17 protein-coding genes and 1 tRNA gene are annotated in these 19,643 nt (G+C 33.6%); 14 read left to right on the top strand and 4 right to left on the bottom strand.

The window, feature by feature from the left end; all coding sequences use genetic code 11:
* The first annotated feature begins 33 nt into the window (after positions 1-33).
* From ftsZ to H611_RS0104155, 11 genes are all read left to right on the top strand, one after another.
* Positions 34-2,001, top strand: coding sequence for a cell division protein FtsZ (ftsZ, locus tag H611_RS0104205; RefSeq protein ID WP_027137175.1), 1,968 nt, complete (start codon positions 34-36; stop codon positions 1,999-2,001).
* A 130-nt stretch (positions 2,002-2,131) separates the two neighbouring features.
* Entirely contained in the window at positions 2,132-2,581 is a 450-nt protein-coding gene (locus tag H611_RS0104200; protein WP_027137174.1) for a GatB/YqeY domain-containing protein, read from the top strand.
* A gap of 21 nt (positions 2,582-2,602) precedes the next feature.
* Positions 2,603-2,676 (top strand) — tRNA-Arg (locus H611_RS0104195).
* Between the two features lie 129 nt (positions 2,677-2,805).
* Complete coding sequence (locus tag H611_RS0104190) at positions 2,806-3,318, top strand: RNA polymerase sigma-70 factor (protein WP_262486398.1); 513 nt, start codon at positions 2,806-2,808, stop codon at positions 3,316-3,318.
* Positions 3,319-3,402: 84 nt separating this feature from the next.
* Positions 3,403-4,614, top strand: a complete 1,212-nt coding sequence (locus tag H611_RS0104185; protein ID WP_027137172.1) for a FecR family protein — start codon at positions 3,403-3,405, stop codon at positions 4,612-4,614.
* A gap of 156 nt (positions 4,615-4,770) precedes the next feature.
* On the top strand, positions 4,771-8,064 hold the full coding sequence (locus tag H611_RS0104180; RefSeq protein ID WP_169515980.1) for a SusC/RagA family TonB-linked outer membrane protein: 3,294 nt from the start codon (positions 4,771-4,773) through the stop codon (positions 8,062-8,064).
* Positions 8,065-8,077: 13 nt separating this feature from the next.
* Positions 8,078-9,508 (top strand): RagB/SusD family nutrient uptake outer membrane protein, encoded by a 1,431-nt coding sequence (locus H611_RS0104175; protein WP_169515979.1) that lies wholly within the window; start codon positions 8,078-8,080, stop codon positions 9,506-9,508.
* A gap of 20 nt (positions 9,509-9,528) precedes the next feature.
* On the top strand, positions 9,529-10,296 hold the full coding sequence (locus tag H611_RS0104170; protein ID WP_084158137.1) for a DUF4843 domain-containing protein: 768 nt from the start codon (positions 9,529-9,531) through the stop codon (positions 10,294-10,296).
* Between the two features lie 19 nt (positions 10,297-10,315).
* The gene (locus H611_RS0104165) at positions 10,316-11,812 is read left to right on the top strand and encodes a PKD-like family lipoprotein (protein WP_169515978.1); all 1,497 of its coding nucleotides are present in this window, start codon (positions 10,316-10,318) and stop codon (positions 11,810-11,812) included.
* A gap of 64 nt (positions 11,813-11,876) precedes the next feature.
* A complete protein-coding gene (locus H611_RS0104160; protein ID WP_035483324.1) occupies positions 11,877-13,097 on the top strand; it encodes a thioredoxin family protein in 1,221 nt (406 codons plus the stop codon).
* Positions 13,098-13,182: 85 nt separating this feature from the next.
* A complete protein-coding gene (locus H611_RS0104155) occupies positions 13,183-14,052 on the top strand; it encodes a zinc-dependent peptidase (protein WP_027137166.1) in 870 nt (289 codons plus the stop codon).
* A 67-nt stretch (positions 14,053-14,119) separates the two neighbouring features.
* On the opposite strand, the gene H611_RS0104150 is transcribed toward H611_RS0104155, so the two are convergent.
* Positions 14,120-14,683 carry a CHRD domain-containing protein gene (locus H611_RS0104150; protein ID WP_157515043.1) on the bottom strand — a complete coding sequence of 188 codons (564 nt, stop codon included), beginning with the start codon at positions 14,681-14,683 and terminating at the stop codon, positions 14,120-14,122.
* A gap of 250 nt (positions 14,684-14,933) precedes the next feature.
* Here H611_RS0104150 and H611_RS0104145 point away from each other — a divergent pair, with 250 nt between their 5' ends.
* Both H611_RS0104145 and H611_RS0104140 read left to right on the top strand, forming a co-directional pair.
* Positions 14,934-15,353, top strand: coding sequence for a CBS domain-containing protein (locus H611_RS0104145; RefSeq protein ID WP_027137164.1), 420 nt, complete (start codon positions 14,934-14,936; stop codon positions 15,351-15,353).
* Positions 15,354-15,465: 112 nt separating this feature from the next.
* The gene (locus tag H611_RS0104140) at positions 15,466-15,882 is read left to right on the top strand and encodes a CBS domain-containing protein (RefSeq protein WP_027137163.1); all 417 of its coding nucleotides are present in this window, start codon (positions 15,466-15,468) and stop codon (positions 15,880-15,882) included.
* Here the strand turns inward: H611_RS0104140 and rpe are convergent.
* From rpe to H611_RS0104125, 3 genes are all read right to left on the bottom strand, one after another.
* A complete protein-coding gene (gene rpe / locus H611_RS0104135) occupies positions 15,879-16,541 on the bottom strand; it encodes a ribulose-phosphate 3-epimerase (protein ID WP_027137162.1) in 663 nt (220 codons plus the stop codon). The genes H611_RS0104140 and rpe overlap by 4 nt on opposite strands.
* A gap of 195 nt (positions 16,542-16,736) precedes the next feature.
* Positions 16,737-17,600 carry a sigma-70 family RNA polymerase sigma factor gene (locus H611_RS0104130; protein WP_027137161.1) on the bottom strand — a complete coding sequence of 288 codons (864 nt, stop codon included), beginning with the start codon at positions 17,598-17,600 and terminating at the stop codon, positions 16,737-16,739.
* A 174-nt stretch (positions 17,601-17,774) separates the two neighbouring features.
* Positions 17,775-18,149, bottom strand: coding sequence for a hypothetical protein (locus H611_RS0104125; RefSeq protein WP_027137160.1), 375 nt, complete (start codon positions 18,147-18,149; stop codon positions 17,775-17,777).
* 284 nt (positions 18,150-18,433) lie between these two features.
* On the opposite strand from H611_RS0104125, the gene H611_RS0104120 reads away from it, so the two are divergent.
* Entirely contained in the window at positions 18,434-19,579 is a 1,146-nt protein-coding gene (locus H611_RS0104120; RefSeq protein WP_027137159.1) for a helix-turn-helix domain-containing protein, read from the top strand.
* The last annotated feature ends 64 nt before the right edge of the window (positions 19,580-19,643 follow it).

Here is a 19,643-nt window from a genome sequence, read left to right as displayed (position 1 = left end):
AAATAAAAGTAGAATACCAGTAAAACAGAATTTATGAGCAGCAAAAAAGAATTCGAAAGCATCGCATTTGATTTACCAAAAAACAAATCGAATGTAATTAAAGTTATTGGTGTTGGCGGTGGCGGTAGCAATGCTATCAATCACATGTTCCAACAAGGAATTAATGGTGTCGATTTTTATATCTGTAATACCGATGCCCAAGCACTTCAAAACAGCGGTGTGCCTAATAAAATTCAGTTAGGAATTAACCTAACAGAAGGATTAGGGGCAGGAGCTAACCCAGCCGTAGGTGAGCAATCTGCTGTAGAAAGTTTTGAAGATATCTCAACGATGTTAGATACCAATACTAAAATGGTGTTCATTACAGCAGGAATGGGAGGAGGAACCGGTACAGGTGCTGCGCCTATTATTGCAAGAATGGCTCGAGATTTAGATATTTTAACGGTTGGTATTGTTACGATGCCTTTTCAGTTCGAGGGTAAAATGCGTCTTGAACAAGCTCAAAAAGGGATTGAAAAACTAAGAGATGTAGTCGATTCATTAATCGTGATTAATAATAACAAACTACGTGAGGTTTATGGTAATCTGGGCTTTAAAGCCGGGTTCTCTAAGGCCGACGAAGTGTTATCCACAGCTGCTCGTGGTATAGCCGAAGTTATTACACACCATTACACTCAAAACATCGATTTACGTGATGCTAAAACGGTATTGAGTAATAGTGGAACAGCTATTATGGGGTCGGCATTAGCATCAGGTCAAAACAGAGCACAGGAAGCCATTACCAAGGCTTTAGATTCGCCGTTGTTAAATGATAATAAAATTACTGGAGCTAAAAATGTATTGCTGCTTATAGTTTCAGGGGTTCAAGAAATTACTATTGATGAAATTGGTGAAATCAACGATCATATTCAAAACGAAGCCGGTCATGGTGCTAATATTATCATGGGTGTCGGTGAAGATGAATCCTTAGAAGAATCTATTGCTGTAACCATTATTGCTACGGGTTTCAATATTGAGCAACAAGACGAAATTTCAAATACCGAAACAAAAAAAGTGGTGCATTCGCTTAGTGAAGAGGTAGAAATGATTAAAAAGGAAACAGAGCCTGTAATTATTAAGCCGGTAATTGAATTAAAGAAAGAAAAAAAGGAACCAAAAATAGTTCGTCATACTTTAGATTTAGATATCGATGATCATGAAGATGTGGTTTTCGAACGTAAAGAAGTGAAACCTGTAGAGAATAAGCAAGAGATAAAACCAAAGGCTGATACAGGGTTTGTTCCAACTTCAAATACTATTAAAAATATTGAAGTAGAATACGAAGAGGTGAAAGCTCATTTTCAGGAAGAAGAAGATTTTGTAATTAAACCTGTTACAAGAATGTCGGACATTGAAGAAACTGAAGTTGAGGATGAACAGCAATTCACTTTAACATTCGACATGCCGCTTTCTCCTAAGGAAGAAAAGAATGAAACTCCAGAAAATCGTAAGGAGCGAGTTACTTTTAGTTTAGATGAAAATGTAAAGGATATTGCTGTTAACGATTACGTAGAGCTTATTCCTGTAACAGAATCTAACGAAAAAGGAGATGTTCGATATGCTTTAGAAGATTATTACGAATCGGAATCAAAAAAGACCAATAACTCTAAGCAGGAAAGGGTTGAGGAAGAAGATGTGGTTTTCGAAAAGAAAGTAATAAAGGAAGCAGTAACGGAAACAACCGAGGAGGAAGTTGATCCTATGAACAGTCCTATTTCAGCAATGCTAAAGGAACGTGCAGAAGAACGACGTCGTAAGATGAAAGACTTTAATTATAAGTTCAATAATGCAAAAATTGACGATATAGAAAAAGTACCAGCTTATAAACGTCAGGGCGTGAATTTAGATGCAGCAAAGCACTCTTCAGAAACCGATATGTCTAGAACCAGTATTGGTCTTGACGATAATGATGATATTCAATTAAGAAGTAATAACTCGTTTTTACACGATAATGTAGATTAAAATAATATTACTGGCCTTACTTAGTTATGAGCCCGAAAAGTTTCCCTCAGCTTTTCGGGTTTTTTATTAGCTAACAGCCTATAATTCTACTAAAGTTTTTTTTATCTTCGCAGTCAAATAAAATATTCCAATGAGTTTACAAGAAGATATCATGACGGCTTTGAAAGAAGCAATGAAAGCTAAAGATCAAACAGCTTTAACAGCTTTGCGTGCAGTAAAATCAGCTATTTTATTAGCGCAAACAGAAACAGGCTCTAAAGAGGAATTAACAGAAGAACAAGAAATAAAAATACTTCAAAAACAAGTAAAACAACGTCGCGATAGTGCTAGTATTTATTTGGAACAAGGAAGAGAGGACCTGGCTGCTCCCGAAACGGCAGAAGCAGATATAATTGCACAGTTTTTACCTGAGGCACTTTCGGAAGAAGAGATTGAGAAGGTGGTTCTTGCAGCTATTGAGACATTAGGAGCTGAAGGTATGAAAGATATGGGTAAAGTAATGGGGATTCTATCGAAGGAACTTGCCGGAAAGGCTGATGGAAAAACTATTTCTACTATCGTAAAGCAAAAATTAGGATAATATATATTATACATTGTTAACGGCCACGTAGCTCAGCTGAATAGAGCACTGGATTTCGGCTCCAGCGGTCGGGGGTTTGAATCCCTCCGTGGTCACTTTAATAAAAAAGCAAGCATTAGCTTGCTTTTTTTATTATTATGGGCGTTATTTAAATCTGAATAAATAAACGCCCTCCAATTAAAGAAAAAAAGCAGATAGAGATTAATTCTGAGTCTTATAAAGACTTGTTTTACATGATGTATCCAAGACTCATGTCTTTCTGTATGAAATATGTTCAAGATAAATTCATTGCCGATGAAATTGTAGGCGAAGCTTTGCTCTATTTATGGGAACGGAAACGCGATCTTAATCATATAGATAACATCAAGTCTTATTTGTATACTATTGTAAGAAATAAGGCTTTTAAACACCTTAAAGCAGCGGAGAAAGTTATTTATTTAGAGTCTGATCGTCATGATTATTTTAGTGATTCCGACAATGAAAATATTATAGAAGAAGAAGTACAAACCATTTTGCTTTCTGCATTAGAGACTCTACCAATAAAATGTAGACGCGTTTTTGAGTTATCGTGTTTAAAGGGGCTGAAATATAAAGAGATTGCCGAAGACATGAATATTTCGGTAAATACTGTTAAATCTCAGCGCGCTCGCGCTATTGAATTATTAAAAATACAGTTAAAAGATCAACCAATTTTATTGGCTTATCTGACTTTTTTAATAAAGAATCAAATTTTTTGATTTTTTTTCCACCCATTTTTCAATTAATATACTCTTAACATTATATAACAAAAAATTAACAACCTTTTAAAGGTTTGATGATATATGATTGAAAAGAAGTATTCCAATTATCTCATAGCCAAATTAATCACTAAATCGGTTTTAGAGGACTTAAATACCGAGGAAAATACTCAGTTAAATGACTGGCTAAAACAAAAGGGAAACAAAGAATTATATAATCGTATAGTTAATGTGGAAAACCTGCAAACTAAGCAAGAGTTTCTTTCTGCATTGAATAGTCAAGACGCTTATAATAATGTGCAATTAAAAATAGCATTAAAAAAGCGTAAGCGCATGCGTAGATTGCTACAACGAACTATTGGCGCCGCAGCGGTATTATGTTTATTTGTGACAGCTGGTATTAAATGGCATAACTATATACAAACTCAACAACAAATTATTTCTCAGCAAACATTAAAGGAGATAAAACCTGGTTATGAAAAGGCAACTTTAATTCTGGCAAATGGCGTTGAAATAAATCTAGAAGCTTCAATAAATAAACAAATACAATTGTCAGGAGCGGCCGAAATTAATAATCTAAATAATCTTTTAAAATACAGACCAACAGCAGATACAAATGCTGGTGAGATAGCATATAATACACTTTATGTGCCAACTGGCGGTATTTATACGGTAGAGTTATCTGATGGAACCAAAGTTTGGTTGAATTCTAATTCCTCGATTAAATATCCTGAGGTATTTACAGGAAGTCAGCGTGTTGTCGAACTTACTGGTGAGGCCTATTTTGATGTAACCAAAAGTGATAAGCAATTTGTAGTAAAGACGGAACATCAGGATGTCACGGTATTGGGTACAGAATTTAATGTGAGTGCGTATACAGATGATGTTTATTTTTCTACCACATTGGTAGAAGGTAAAGTGAAACTGTCATCTAATCAAAATACGGATGTGATTTTAACTCCTGGAGAAAGAGGGTATTTACAAGTTATAGGAAATAATACCTTGAAAGTTAATACTGTAAATACCAGAAATTATACACTATGGAAAGACGGTCGTTTTTATTTCGAACAAGAACCACTTGAAAATATTTTAAAAAAGATGGCTAGATGGTACGGTACCGATGTGAAATTTGAAGATGAATCTATAAAAAAGACAAGATTTACCGGGGTTGTTAGTAAAGATAAACCTATAACATATTTATTGGATATCATTAGTAAAACATCAAGAATCTCTTATATGGCATCAAAGAATAATTCTGGAAGATATGAAATAACAATATCAAAAATAAAGCAGTAAAAAAACCGGTTCGTGTTGGCCCACTAACCGGTTGTATACTGTTAATTAACTACCACTTAATCAATAATTAACTAAACATGTAAATGTATGAAAAAAAATCATCATGAGAAATTCTCTGGATTTCTCGAGAGGAACAAACAACAAATTATCTTGTATATGAAGCGATCGCTTTATTTATTTTGCATCTTGTTTTTAAATGTTACCGTTTTTGCATCTTCGCAAAACAGTAAGAATAGTTTAAAAGAAATTACTTTAAGCCTGGGTAATGTAAAGTTGGAAAGGGCACTTAAGGAAATTAGAGATATTTCCGATGTAGAATTTTTTTATAGTGATGAAGAATTGGATGTTAACCGCATAGTCAATGTTCAGTTTTATAAAACCAATTTAGTCGAAGCCATATCTACGCTTGTTGGTGGAAATTACACGGTTGAAGACAAGGGTGATGGTCTGTTTTTAATTGTACCATTTGTCATCAGCGGATTTCAAACTACCACGGTTAGCGGGTTAGTTTATGATGAGGCAGGTATGCCTTTACCCGGTGTGACTGTTTTAATCAAAGGAGAGCGTACAGGTACAACTACCAATTTCGATGGCCAATATAAAATACAAACTAACAGCGATAGCGTATTGGTATTTAGTTATATCGGTTTTCAAACACAAGAAATTACAGTTGGCGATCAGACCAATATTAATGTTAAAATGAAATCTGATGTGTCTCAGTTAGATGAGGTCGTTGTAACAGGAATTGTGCAACGTAATAAAGAAACTTTTACGGGAGCGGTGAATACAATTTCTGGAGACGAAATAAAGGAAATTGGAAACCTAAATGTTATTCAAAGCATTAAAACTTTAGATCCATCGTTCATTGTATTAGAAAATAATTTGCAAGGTTCTAATCCGAATGTACTTCCAAATATTGAAGTTCGTGGAAAAACGAGCGTGTCTACAGAAGCATTACGAGATGAGTTTGGTGCCGATCCTAATAGCCCGTTATTTATTTTAGACGGCTTCGAAACCGATTTAAGAACCATTGTAGATCTTGATATGAATCGTGTGGCATCTATAACCATTTTAAAAGACGCTGCTTCAACAGCATTATACGGATCTAAAGCAGCTAATGGTGTTGTTGTAGTTGAAACTAAAAAACCTGTAGAGGGTAAATTTAGAGTGACTTATACAGGGGACTTTAATGTTGATATGCCAGATCTTACCGATTATAACCTAATGAATGCTTCTGAGAAGTTAGAGTTTGAACGTCTATCAGGACGTTGGTCAGCAGGCTCAACGGATCCTAGAGGTCAAGCAGTTTTAGATAGTTTATACAATTTAAAATTAGCAGATGTTCGTCGAGGTGTAAATACATACTGGTTAAGCGAACCAACACGTACGGCCTTTTCACAACGTCATTCCGTTTATGTAGATGGCGGTAGTGAAGCACTTCGTATAGCTGCAGGTGTTAATTACAAAGATGGTAAAGGAGTTATGAAAGGTTCAGGTAGAAAAACCTGGGGAGGAAATATCGATTTAACCTATAGAAAGGGTAAAATTAATATCACAAACAGATTGTATGTAAATGGTTATGATGCCGACGAGTCACCTTATGGTTCTTTTGAAAAATTTGCACAGGCTAATCCTTACTATACTAAAAGAAATGCCTTTGGAGAAATTACGAGATATTTAGACTATGTTGTCAATACGCCTCCTGGTAATGTTCAGGTTTCAAATCCGTTATATAGTTCAACATTAAATAATATAGACAATACGGTAGGGTTTAATATTCAAAATAATTTAGGGGCCATCTGGAAGTTTAATAAAAACTTAAGATTAGAAGGAGGTTTACAGCTTAGAAAAACAAGTTCAAAACAGAAGATTTTCCTTTCACCTGAAGAAACGGAATTTGATGATAGTGCGTTTTTCGAGCGTGGAGAATATACCAATACACAAATAGATAATTTTAGTTACCGTGGTAATCTTATGTTGGTTTACAATAATGTGTTTGCTGGGAAACATATGGTGAATGGAAACTTAAGAGCAGAAATTGAAGAACAAAATAACGAAGCATATACAACTAAGGCTGTAGGCTTTCCTTATGGAGCCAATGGGAATCCAGCCTTCGCATTTAGCTATGACCGTTTTGAAAGTCCAGGTTATGACATTAGAAAATTCAGAAGAAATAATGTTATGGCTTCTGCGAACTACGCTTATGATAACCGATATCTTTTAGACTTAAATTACAGGTTAGACGGTTCTACAGCCTTTGGATCAAATGAAAAATATTCACCATTCTGGTCGGCTGGTTTAGGATGGAACATTCACAACGAATTTAATTTCAATAAAGAAGTTGTGAATTTATTAAGAATTAGACAAACTTTGGGATATACCGGTAATCAGAATTTAGGAAGTATTGCTTCAATCTCCGTGTATGATTATAGAGATTTGATTAACTATTTTGGTTCAGGTGTTGGATTATCAAGTTTTGCTAATCCTGATTTAGAATGGCAACGAACTTTTGATATGAACTTAGGTTTAGATATGGCATTTTTTAATAATAGATTAGATGCGCAGTTCAATATTTATAGAAAGAAAACAGACCCTTTAGTGGTGCCAGTTAATTTAGTGTCGTCAACCGGACTGGTTGCTTACCCATTAAATGTGGGATATCTTCAGGTGGATGGGTTTGAAGCTATTGTTAATTATAATGTTATAAATAACCGCAAAGATCGCATTATTTGGCGTGTTGGAGCTACAACTTCAGTTGTGAACCAAGAGTACGGTGGGTTTGGAAACAAATTACAAAACTTAGATGAAGATGCCATTGATAGTAACTCTTTAAGACGTTTTAGAGATGGCGCTAGTCCAGACGATATTTGGGCAGTACCATCCTTAGGAATCGATCCGGCTACGGGTCAGGAAGTGTTTTTAAAACACAATGGGCAAACAACATTCGATTACGATTACGATGATGAGGTTGTTGTGGGTAATTTACGTCCAACCATGGAAGGAGTTTTAAGCACATCTTTCAATTATAAAGCCTTTAATATAGGTTTAAATGTGAGATATCGATTTGGAGGACAAATATTTAATTCGGCACTTTACGATAAGGTAGAAAATATATCCAGAGCTGATATTAATTTTAATCAAGACAAAAGAGCCTTGTACGACAGATGGCAGCTACCAGGCGATCAATCAAGATTTAAAGCCATTTCGTTATTAGATACCACGCCAATATCATCAAGATTTGTGGAAGATGAAAATGTATTAATAGGGGAGTCTATTAATGTAGGTTACAGAGTAACCTCGCAATCATGGGTAGCCGCCTTAGGTTTACAAAGTTTACGATTTACAGCCTATATGAATGATATTTTTAGAATTTCAACAGTGGATGCAGAACGCGGTATTGAATATCCGTTTGCTCGCACCGTGTCATTCAGTATAAATGCATCATTTTAAAAAAAAAATTATTATGAAGAAAAACATTTTAAAAATAACATGTCTGGCTATTGCAACAATGTTCTCATCGTGTAGCGATTATTTAGATGTTGTACCAGAAGATAAGATATTAGAAACTAAAATATATTCAACGGAATCAGGCATTAATAATGTGCTAAATGGTATATACCTCGACCTATTCGATGAGGATGCCTATGGAGGAAATTTAACGATGACAACTGTAGAGTCTCTAGCTCAGCGTTATTCATTTCCCGATAATAGAAGTGATGATTATGTATTAGTTAATTATAGTTATGGTGAAGAATATGCCAGAGAAACATTTGATGCCATGTGGTCTTCTATGTATAGCATTATTTTAAATTTAAACGATTTAATTGCTAATGTCGACAAATATCAGGCTTTACCAGAATATAAAATCAATATTATTAAAGGAGAAGCTTATGGACTTAGGGCTATGTTGCATTTTGATTTATTAAGATTATTTGGTCCAATATATAGCACTAATCCCGATGATGCTTCTATTCCATATTATACCGAAGCTAAGGCGGAAAATGGGAAAATATTACCAGCTACAGAAGTTATGAATGCTATTATAGCAGATTTAAAACAGGCAGAAGCGCTACTTGTAAATGATGCGATACGTCCTGAGGCAGAAATTAGCAATCCAGAATTTTTTTATATCGAAGAACGTGGGCTAAGATTTAATTTTTATGCGGTTAAAGCTTTGCAGGCTAGAGCTTACTTATATGCGGGTAATACATTGGAAGCCAATGCAGCTGCCAAAGTGGTTATCGATGAAGCATCGACTGTTTTTTCATGGACAAACCCAACCGATGTTATTTCGGCAGGAGGTAATCCAGATAGAACATTTTCTTCAGAGGTTGTTTTTGCTTTACATAACATTCAATTGTATGAAAGGCATAACGATTATTTTTCAAGTTCCTTGTCGAATTTGGAAATTTATGCGCCGAACAGTACGCGATTAGTTAATGTCTTTGAAAGTAATGAAAACGATTATCGTTATAATTCTACCTGGATATTACCTACTACAGGGGGTAAATCATATAAAACGTTTTTTAAGTATGCCGATGTGGATGATGCAAGAAAGTCTTTTAGATTCAGACAACCACTGATTAGAATTTCAGAGATGTATTATATCGTTGCCGAAACAGAAAGCGATGCCGCTGAGGGATTACAGTATTTAAATACAGTTAGATATAATAGAGGTCTGGTAGACTTACCAGCAGGAACCAATATGGATGCCGAGCTTAGAAAGGAATACCAAAAGGAATTTTTTGGAGAAGGCCAGCTATTCTATTACTATAAAAGAAAAAATATAAATAGAATACCGAACGGTTCGTCTTCGAGTCGCTGGTCTAATAAAACTATGGGACCAGAACAGTACGTGCTACCGTTACCAGAGTCTGAAACTAAATACCAATAAAAAATAAAAGAATTTTATATATGAAAAATATAATCAATTATATGTTTGTTATTTGTTTAGGCTTTGTTTTGGCCGCATGTAGCAATGATACAATAGATACTTACCAGGGTAATGATAATGTTTATTATACCTGGTCCGTTGAAGGACTTTATGTGAATAGGTTGTATGTATATCCAGATAGTCTTGGTTTTACTTTTGCTTATAAAGAAGCTGCAGTAACAGATTCTATTTTTAAATTACCTGTTACGGTACAGGGGCAAGTTTTAGATAGAGATAGAACTTTAAAAGTATCGGTAAACCCGGAATCTACAGCCAAAGAAGGTGTTCATTTTGATTTGCCTGAATCGATAAAATTTGGTGCCAATTTAACAACTGATAGTATTCCAATAACATTCCACAGAACACCGGAAATGAAATCAGAAACATTTACGCTGGTATTAGATTTAGAAGAAAATGAAGATTTCCGTATAGAAATGAATGATAAACTTGAAGACGAATTTACTGGGGAGATGCGAAGTTATACATCATTTAAATTGTCTGTTAACGATATATTGAAACAACCTACTTTTTGGCATGAAGGTTTTTTAGGTGTTTTTACTAAGAAGAAATTATTTTTAATTAGTGAGTTGTTAGGTATCTCAACAGATCACTATAATACTATTGTGCCTTATAGTGACTTACAATTTCATGCTCAATTTATGAAACGTTATTTAAACGATAAAAAGGCAGCCGGTGAAACGGTTTATGAGGATGATGGTACGGAAATGACTATGGGTATTTATGCATAACAATAAAAAAAGTATAAGAATGTTTAGAAATATAACATATAAAGTATTGATGACATTAGCGGTTTTTGTCGCCATGTTTTCATGTTCAGAAGATTTAGGAAATTATGATTATTCTGAAATAAATGAAGTTACCTTTGAAGGTGTCGAGTCAGAGTATTTTGGGCTTTTGGGCGAACCTTTCGAAATCATTCCCAATTTAAAATTCTCTCAGGATATGAGTGGAGATGAAAGTAATTATAGCTACGAATGGATTGCTTTTCAAAGAGGAAATGTATTACCTGGCGATATAAAAAAGGATTTGGCTTTTACAAAGAACTTACAGTTAGAGGCTTTGCAAATTCCTCCTGCGGAATACGATGTGCGGTATAGAGTAACCGATAATAGTACAGGAGTGCAATTTAGTACTTCTTTTAGGTTACATGTACAAAGTACTATTTACGAAGGCTGGATGCTCCTTAATGATATTAATGGTGTAGCAAGATTAGATATGGTGTCAAAAATAAATGACACGTATGTGCCTATTTATGATGTGTTAGCCTATACAGGATCGTCCTTAAGTCTTGAAGGTGCACCAAAAGATGTGACGTGTTTTGATTATGATCAACAGTTTTATGGTATATACGTAACTACTGAAGGTAACGGAACTACAAAGTTACACCCAGAATCATTTGACTGGCAATTGGATTATAACCTGTCTTATGAAATGTTAGGGGACGTGCCAACTGATTTTGGTGCCGATTTAATTGAAAGAATAGGAAGTCAGGAAAGTTTAATGTATCATGATGGCGATCTTTATTATTATTTAAGAATTTTTCAATATCGTTATGGCGTTCCTATAAATATAGTTTCTGGAGAGTCTACTACTTTTAGAGCTTCACCATTTATTGGTACGGGAGGGTTTTATGGAAAGAATTTGCTTTATGATGTTGATAATAAGCGCTTTATTCAGCATGCTTGGGGAGGTAAAGAGTGTAATGTGATGTCTCCTGGAACACTTTTTGATTATAATACAGGTAAAGACCTGTTATATATGAGAAGAAGTATTTATAACGGCGGGGAAGTATTTGCTATATTAAAAGATCCAGCTGATAGTAAATTGTATTTGGCTAGAATGTCTTCTTCTAGGGGGACTATAACACAAACGTATTATGAAGAAATACCTGAAACAATTGCTGTAGATATGGCACAGGCAGATTATTTTGCGGTGAGTCCAGATTTCGGTTATATATTTTATAATGTCGGAGGAAAAGTTTATGAGTACGATTTTAGTTTAAAACAAACGAAATTGATGATAGATAAAGGTTCGGCAGAAATAACGGTATTAAAATTTCAAGATGATTCTAAATCTTTTGGAGGAGACACACGTTCAGAACTGGTATTAGCGAGTTATGATGCGGCTTCAAATGAAGGAACTATGGAGCTTTATGAAGTACCACCAGTTAATGGAGATCTTAATTTGCAGGCCTCTTATGTTGGATTTGGAAGAATAGTGAGTATTTCTTATCGAGATCGTTAATATGTTAAAAAAGGGGAGGTTTAAAGCTTCCCTTTTTTATGCAATCTATTTTAATATATTAAACATGAATAAAATAAAATCTATAGTCCTTGGTTTAATATGTCTATATACAATTAGCACCGCATACGGGCAAACACAATTCTATACAGGTAGTTGGGAGCAATTAATAAAGAAAGCGCAAACGGAAAATAAACCCATTTTTATCGATATGTATTTTACAGGCTGTATGCCTTGTCGTGAAATGGATAATCGAGTGTTTCCCGATACTAAAGTGGCAAATATTTTAAATAACGAATTTATACCTTATAAGGTTGATGTTTTTAATGAAAAGGAGAAGGCTTTAGGTCTTAAACTATCAAAAAAATATGCCATTACCGGTTTTCCGACGTTTTTAATATTAACAGCAGATAATCACGTTATAGATATAGATGGCGGTTTTAAAGGTGTCGATAACTTTATAAGATTTTTAAATAGTGTCACAGCTAAGTTTGCTAACAAAAAATATTATAAAGGTTACAGTACATCATATAAACTAGACTATCCGGAGTTTTACAGAAATTCTTTCGAGAAACGTAAGCTCGATAAATCGTCAGAAGAAATAAATGATTATTTAGATACCTTAGCCGATATAGATGGTGAGATACCGTTTTTAATTATGTTCAAATTTTTGAAGGAAGGTAAATACGTTGAGTATTATTCGGATCATCTTTTGGAATTTGGTAATAAATTTGGAACCAATATAGTTGCTAGGAGTATGATTTCAAAAATGGACTATCTAGCAAAGAAGTATGGGGAAACTAATAATTTAGAAAAGTATGAAGCGGCTTTGTCTCATATTAAAGAGTTAATGGCACTTAACGATTGGAACCGTTTACGAATAAAGTGTTTTTATAAGCCATATTATGATGTTACAAAAGATACTAATTGGTATATAGAAAAAATTAATAATGGAAATTTCGATTGGCAGGATAGGAGTAATGCTTACGCCAATATTATATTGGACTCTCAAAATAATGGACCTATATTAGAGCAATTACGCGGGTATTATGAGAATAATTCCGAGAGGAAGTTTCAATCAGATGTTTATAAGGAAGTCTTGATAAATTTATTTCTTAAAGATTATAAAAGGGCCGCAGATGTTATGAAATATTTTGAAAATGCTACGAAATCACCAGGTATAAGTGAGGAGGTTATTAGTTCTTTAGAATTAGCTGTAAGCAAAGAAGAATTATCCGGCCTTGAAATATTAGCGGCTCAAATGCTTAAACCCATACAAATGGAGTAGATGCATGTCTAGCTGATTAGAATTAAAAACACCTGAATGTAAATTCAGGTGTTTTTGTTTTTAATATATTGCAATAAAAAAATAGATGCTTTTTAAAATACCAATACTGATTCTTACTAAGGGTGACGATAGCCGATTTGCTGCTAATATTTTATTATTGGTGTTTATTGTTGCCTTAATTGGTTTAATTTTCTATTATTTTTTTAGAATGATAGAAATGGCATTTGTTTTAAAATACCGTAGACCTTTATACAATCACTTTTATTTTTATTTGAAAAAATTATCTTCAGAACAAAAGGTAATTCTAAAAAGTCAATTTTCATTTTATAATAAATTAGGCGCCAGACATCAGAAATATTTTGAGCATAGAGTGGCTAATTTTATTAAAGATAAAGATTTTATAGGAAGAGAAGGTGTTGTTATTTCAGAAGAAATTAAGGTGCTCATTTCTGCTACAGCCGTTATGTTAACTTTCGGGTTTCGCGATTACTATATTGGGTTAATTTCTAAAATTGTAGTATATCCTACCAAATTTTATTCGAATACCAACGAGGCTTATCATAAAGGAGAATTTAATCCCCGGCTTGAAACCCTAGTGGTATCCTGGCTTGATTTTAAAGAAGGATTTAGAGATGCTAAGGATAATTTAAATTTGGGTATTCACGAACTAACCCATGCCATTCACTTTAATAGTATAAAAGAAAAGGATGTAAGCTCTACCATTTTCAACGATTCGTTTAAAGAATTGTCCGATTTATTGGTTTCTAACGAGTCACTGAGGAATCAGCTACTGGTTTCTGAATATTTCAGAAAATATGCTTTTACCAATCAATTTGAATTTTTAGCCGTTTTAATTGAAAATTTTATAGAAACACCTAAGCAATTTAAAAGCGAATTTCCGGTATTATATGCTAAAATTAGGCAGATGCTAAATTTTAGAGTAGCGAATTATTAATAGGCTTACATGGTAAAAAATAAAGCGCCGCTAGATAAGCGGCGCTTTATTTGTACTAAATTGACACTTATAGTTGACCTCTTAATTCTCCACCAGGATAGGCTGAGGTATGTACATTAACATAAATCTTCCCATTTCTAATAGCTTCAATTAAGTCAGCAATACTCTTGCCGGCCAAACCTCCAATTAAATCACTTTCCTCTATTTGGCCTTCAGCTATCACGCCATTCGACATACCGGAAGGCTGACCATCTAGATTCTTATATAGCCAAGCAACAGGTCCGCCATCTGAGCCAGCGGGTGCCATGTGAAAATGAGACATAGTAACGTTTTCAATATTAGCAACTATTAATTTGTAATGAATCATAGTTTCTTCTTTGTTAATATGAACGATAGCTTCTCCTGCTGCTTTAGAATCATTTGGAGTAGTTTCATTACTACCTTTCAATGATGCTGTGAAGTGAAGTTTATTATCCATGGATTTCTTTTCAGAAGCCATTTTGCTATTTAATTCTGATGTGTCTGCTTCATCAGAGGAAATCATTAAGGGGTCATTCGAGCATGTAAATAACATACAGCCCAGCGCAAATACAAGACATAAGCGCATTACAAGGTTTGTAATTTTTTTCATAATGAGTTTTTTTTAGTTATTCAGTTTTATGCCCTAGCGCATAAAATTTGGGGAGGAGGATAGTTGTAAAACTAAATAGTGTTGTTAATTAACTTAAAGTACATAAAAATTATGAGATAATAAAAAAAATACGATTAAGCACGTATTTTCCGTATTTATGGATTTTGTATTATTTAAAATGATTTTTATCATAATTTTTCGGGTTTAAGTTTAATAATTTTATTAAGCACAAAACTTAAAGCTGAAGGAGATGATACGAAAAGCACCAATTTCAATGATAATGACAACGCCTGTTATTACATTAAAGAAAGACGATAGTCTTGAAAAAGCAGAGCGCTTATTTAAGAAACATCATATTAGACATATACCGGTAGTTTCAGGAAATACAGTCGTTGGTATGTTGAGTTATACAGATTTATTAAGGCTAAGTTTTGCTGATATATTAGATGAAGAACAACGAGATACCGATGTGATGATATATAATATGTTTACAATAAAACAGGTTATGAAACGGGATATTGTTACCGTGTCAACATCAAATTCTATTAAAGAAGTGGCAGAAATATTTGCTACCAGAGAGTTTCATGCATTACCAGTTGTCGAGAATAATAAGTTGGAGGGTATCGTTACGACCACCGACCTGATAAAGTATTTATTGCAACAATTTTAGAATGGAATTATAATTGCTGCGAATTACGTAAAAGTAAATACAACTGATATTTATCATAAAATGACATTATTGGAATAATTAATTTTAGTTTAGAATTTTAAAAGGAATCTTCATGAGACATCAAGCAGAGGTAGGAGATATTATGGCTACTAAACCTATAGCCCTTAAACGTAGTGATACTTTAGAAATAGCGGAAGCCTTGTTTAACCAATATCAAATAAAACATATTCCAGTTGTTAGTCATGATGTGGTAATTGGTATGGTAAGTTTTACCGATTTACAAAAAATAAGTCAGGCTGAAGTAAGTGCCGATGAACATGATATTAACACCGTGGTTTATAACACATTTTCTATAGAACAAGTTATGACTAAAAATGTGGTAACGGTTCCTAGTAATACACCTGTTAATGAGGCGGCTCAAATTCTAGCAGAGCGCGAATTTCACGCCCTGCCAGTAGTTGATGATGGTATTTTGGTAGGTATGGTTACAACTACCGATTTATTAAAATATTATATAAAGGTATTTTAAGAATTAGCAGTTGCTTTAAGGTCTTTAATGGTATCGAGTGGTGTGCTGCTTTTAAATACGAAGCTGCCCGCAACTAAAACGTCCGCACCTGCATCAACTAAAGCTTTAGCGTTGGCATTTGTAACGCCGCCATCAATTTCAATAATGGTTGATGCTCCTTTGCGTGTAATAATTTCTTTAAGTTGTTTTACTTTTTCATAAGTGTTTTCAATAAAACTTTGACCGCCAAAGCCTGGATTAACACTCATAATAAGTACTAAATCTAAGTCATTAATAATGTCTTCAAGTAAATTAACATTGGTATGAGGGTTTAAGGCGACCCCGGCTTTCATACCTTCATTTTTTATAGCCTGAATGGTACGGTGTAAATGTGTACAAGCCTCGTAATGTACTGTTAAAATATCACTTCCCAGATCAGCAAAGGTTTTAATGTAACGATCAGGATCGACAATCATTAAGTGAACATCAAGAGTTTTCTTGGTGTGTTTTGCCATGGCTTGTAAAACTGGCATGCCAAACGAAATGTTTGGAACAAAAACCCCATCCATAATGTCAATATGAAACCAATCAGCCTCACTTTGATTAACCATTTCTATATCGCGTTGTAAATTAGCAAAGTCTGATGCTAATAATGAAGGAGCTATTAATTTAGAACTCATGATGTTGTTGTGTTATTTAAAATTTTTGCAAATATAGAAAAGTCTTTTCGATAGGACCTAGCTTATTAAGGATAAAGATTTTGTTAAAAAAAACAAACCCCCGGTAATCAGCCGAGGGTTCTTTCATCAATCAAAAAACGAACAGTTATGTTTAACTGTTTGTTACTGTAATTTAGTCGTAATTTTTAACAATTACTAACCTAAATATGTTTTTAATATTTTGCTTCGCGATGTATGCTTTAATCTACGAATAGCTTTTTCCTTAATTTGTCTTACACGCTCACGAGTTAAATCGAAGGTTTCACCAATTTCTTCTAAAGTCATAGGATGTTGGTTTCCTAAACCAAAGTAAAGACGAATCACATCAGCTTCACGAGGAGTTAATGTTTCAAGTGCACGCTCAATTTCAGTGCGTAACGATTCGTGTAATAATTCTTTATCCGGATTTGGAGATTCGCCACTGTTTAGTACATCGTATAAGTTAGAATCTTCACCTTCTACTAACGGAGCATCCATACTTACGTGACGACCAGAATTTTTCATAGACTCCTTAACATCGTTAATAGTCATGTCTAATTCTTTAGCAATCTCTTCGGCACTTGGTGGGCGCTCATGACTTTGCTCTAAGAAAGCAAAGGTTTTATTAATTTTATTAATCGATCCAATTTTATTAAGCGGTAAACGTACAATACGCGACTGCTCTGCTAAAGCTTGAAGAATTGATTGGCGAATCCACCAAACGGCATATGATATAAATTTAAAACCACGAGTTTCATCAAAACGTTGTGCAGCTTTAATTAAACCTAAATTACCTTCATTAATTAAATCGGGTAAAGTTAAACCTTGATTTTGGTATTGCTTAGCTACCGATACAACGAAACGTAGGTTAGCTTTGGTTAACTTTTCTAAAGCAACCTGATCGCCAGCTTTAATACGCTGAGCTAATTCTACTTCTTCGTCTGCTGTAATTAAGTCAACTTTACCTATTTCTTGAAGATATTTGTCTAACGAAGCTGTTTCTCTATTGGTAACCTGCTTCGTGATTTTAAGTTGTCTCATTTAATGTTCTCCTAATTAAATTAAATTGAATATTGTTATTCGATAGTTATACGTATCAAAATCACATTATGTTACAAAAAGATGTAATAATTTTTTGAATTTTTATTTTTCAGACAAAATTACACCGTCAATTAAATTGAGATATAGGTTGAAAAACAAAAGTGTTATTCAGGCTTATATTTTAATTAAGGCCTTGTTTGGAAGGTTAATGGCGTCAAGCATATCCTGTGTAAACTTGTAGTGACCTCGTACGGTTATCAGTTTAAATCTTGAAGATTTAAGAGCGCTCAAAGTATTTAGAAAGAGCCATTTTGATTTTAGTAATTTGGGTTTTTCAGATTTCAGACTGATGTCGAAATAATGTTTTCTGCCTTCTTTCTGGGCAACAATATCTGGTGTTATAGAAATATTACTACCTGCTTTGGTGTATGATTTAGGGGTTTCGTAACCTTCTAAATCGGCTTTAATATTTTCAAAACCGTGGTTTTCTAGGTAGGTAATTGAATGCTCTAAAATGTCTGTGTATTTTGCTTTGTCTTCGTATATCATAACTTATAATATAATGAAAATGAGTAGAAAAGCAAATTTATGAAGGGGTTTAACGTTTATTTTACTGGGAAAGATATTTTAAATTGACATGAATGCGCTTTTTAATAGATGCACTTTTATAAAATTATTTAGACTATCATTTGTTTTATTCTTGGGTTTGTTGGTAATGTTTTGGTAATTAGAAATTTGTGGCCGTTTATTTTTCTTTATGTAAATAATTTCCATGCATTTTTTACTATCTTAGAGATAAAGTAAATGGATAGTATAACCAACTTTTTGGATACATGAGCTTGGTGGAAATAATAAATATTTTACTTATTGCTGGAGTACTTCAGGGTTTCGGTTTTAACCTGGTGACTCTGTTTGTAAAGAAGAAACCCGATAAGACTATTCTTTTCTTAAACCTTACGGTTTTATTTATTTCATTAAACAACCTACAGCGCTGGCTAATTGATAATGGTTATATATCTGATTTGTTTTTAATAAAGAATTTAATGGTACCATGGTATCTTTTTATTTTACCGTCCTTTTACGCTTTTACTATTTATTTTACCAAGGTCCAAGATAAAGTTCGACGTTATTTAAAATTGACAATAGTTATTTTTATTATAGAAATGGTTATTCGCTTAGCTTTAATATCTTATGTGTATCATGAAGTCCCCAATAAAGATGAATCGACGTTAATCAAAGATTTTACAATTTGGGAGAACATTATCAATTTATTATATAGTATATTTTTATTTATACAAGCTTGTTTAATTATCTTTAAAGGACAGAAAATAACTTCTTATATTTTATCTTTTGACGATCTGGCTTGGATTAAATGGTTAATTAAGTTAGGTGTTATTGTTGTTGGTTTTTGGGCGGTTGCTTTAAGTATAGAAGTAGCAACTGGGGATAAAGAAGCCTACAAGTTTTTAAATTTAAGTTCGTCTTTCCTCCTATATTGGTTAGGCTACCAAGGATTTTATAAATATAGCGTTGTTAGGGATCGGATTTCACTAAGAAGTTCGTTAGCTGCTGAAGAATTTGGTATCGAGAATTTAAATCAATCAGGATTAGATGATTCTAAAGATGATTTTTTTAACGAAAAACATCAAGCCGATTTCGATAAAATAAAATCCTATGTTATAAAAAATAAGCTTTATCTCGATCCCCTATTAAGTATGGAATCTGTGGCTTCTGAATTAGGGATGAGTAAAAGTTATTTTTCTAAGCTTATTAATTCATATAGTGACTATAATTTTTCAGATTTTATTAATTCTCTTCGGGTAAAACAAGCTAAAAAGTTTTTATCTAACAACGAATTTAGCGATTATACCATTGTAGCCATAGGATTAGAGTGTGGCTTCAACTCGAAGTCTACATTTTATTCAGCTTTCAAGAAGTTTACCTCAGAAACACCTTCTACATTTAGAGCTCAATTTTAATTTTATTCATTATCCGAAAAAATCGTTGGACATCCCAATAATTACTTCTTAGACCTATTAGGAT

This window comes from Gaetbulibacter saemankumensis DSM 17032, from assembly GCF_000425645.1.
Lineage (GTDB): Bacteria > Bacteroidota > Bacteroidia > Flavobacteriales > Flavobacteriaceae > Gaetbulibacter > Gaetbulibacter saemankumensis.
The sequence above is the reverse complement of the archived record's forward strand: the minus strand, read 5'-3'. Positions and strand labels throughout refer to the sequence as shown.